This window comes from Lentilactobacillus parakefiri (assembly GCF_002157585.1).
GTDB lineage: Bacteria > Bacillota > Bacilli > Lactobacillales > Lactobacillaceae > Lentilactobacillus > Lentilactobacillus parakefiri.
This window is the reverse complement of sequence record NZ_BDGB01000042.1, coordinates 1-1,335: the sequence shown is the minus strand read 5'-3', so window position 1 is coordinate 1,335 and position 1,335 is coordinate 1. Positions and strand designations below refer to the sequence as shown.

At 33.5% G+C, this 1,335-nt stretch carries 1 pseudogene; it reads left to right on the top strand.

Annotation, left to right across the window (positions count from 1 at the left end):
• Window positions 1-1,213: 1,213 nt before the first annotated feature.
• Window positions 1,214-1,335 (top strand): annotated as a pseudogene (locus tag LPKJCM_RS12890) (IS256 family transposase); the annotation flags it as partial.

Below are 1,335 nucleotides of genomic sequence, written 5' to 3'. Positions count from 1 at the left end.
AGGCTTAGTTCGCTTACGAAAATTTTCTAAAGCTGGTCGAATTAATTCAAATTGTTGCCGAGTAATATTGCTGGGATAATTTTTCATAGCTTAAACTCGCTTTTTACATAGAAGTATATCAAAAATCATAGATCTTGGACAGCTTCTAAGAGAGCAAGTCGTTTACAAGCACGAGCAAATGTTAAAATTATAAAATGGAAACAAAAAGTATTTTTCCCAAGTCTCCATAAAATCAAAACCGTCAGAGGAAAAAATATTACCCATACAACACCAACAATTTCGGTGATCTATAAGAAATGAGGAAGCTTTATGAACAAATATATTAACTCAATTTTATTGTTTATTACTTTTTGGTGGTTACTTAATATTGTTAGGCATATTGTAACAGGCAATTTTCTAGAATTTATAACTAATCTCTTTATTTACTTGGCAATTCCTAGTTTCTTTGTATTAGTAATTTCCTTGATACTATTGTCAGTTTTTAACCATAAACAGCAATAAAAAATTGCTATTGGCAGACCAGAATGTTAATTGGCACTCATAATTTCCCCAAAACCACGAATAAATTTCTAACCAACTAAGGACAGCTCAATGAAACAGTGCTGAGACAGCACTTCAATTTTACACATTTGTATCCTGAACGGTTATTTATCAATTAAACTGCACATCTATGGAAATGACAATCGTTTGTAACCGTCATCAAATAAGCCATTTTGTACTTACCATAAATAGCTGGCAGGTAAGTCAGCTATTGTACTCTCAGGCCAAACAAAAGGCATTTGCTCGGATCATATGGATAATTTAGCTGTAGAATTCTATATTTTAATTTCTAGAAGCAATTGTTACACCATATCATCTTGATAATTATTTTCCTTCACATGGAAAATAATTATCAGAAACTGTTTGAGAGCTATTTAGCCCAATCTAGATTCATGTTAGGCATGGGTAGTAATGCAATACATGCAGTACAGGATACTAATCCATACAAGTATTAATACTCCATAAACTGGAGCTCCACCATAGAGTTGGTACATTGTAAAGACTAAAAGGAATAATGCTTGCAAGATCAATATAAGCCAGTTGGGTAATCTATTTAGAGAGCGTAAAATATCTTGTGTAAATGCATAAAAGATTTCTGAATTGTATAGAAATAGGGAATGCCTTCCCTTATGATATTTAGTAACCACAGAAAACATCACAGGAGGCATTCCCCATGAATGAACTTACCACAGAAATTATCGCTGCACTAGCCCAAAAGCAAGATTTGGACGAAGTTTTTCGTCACCACCTCGAAATTGCGATTAACCAGCTGCTTCAAACCGAATTGGCAGAGTT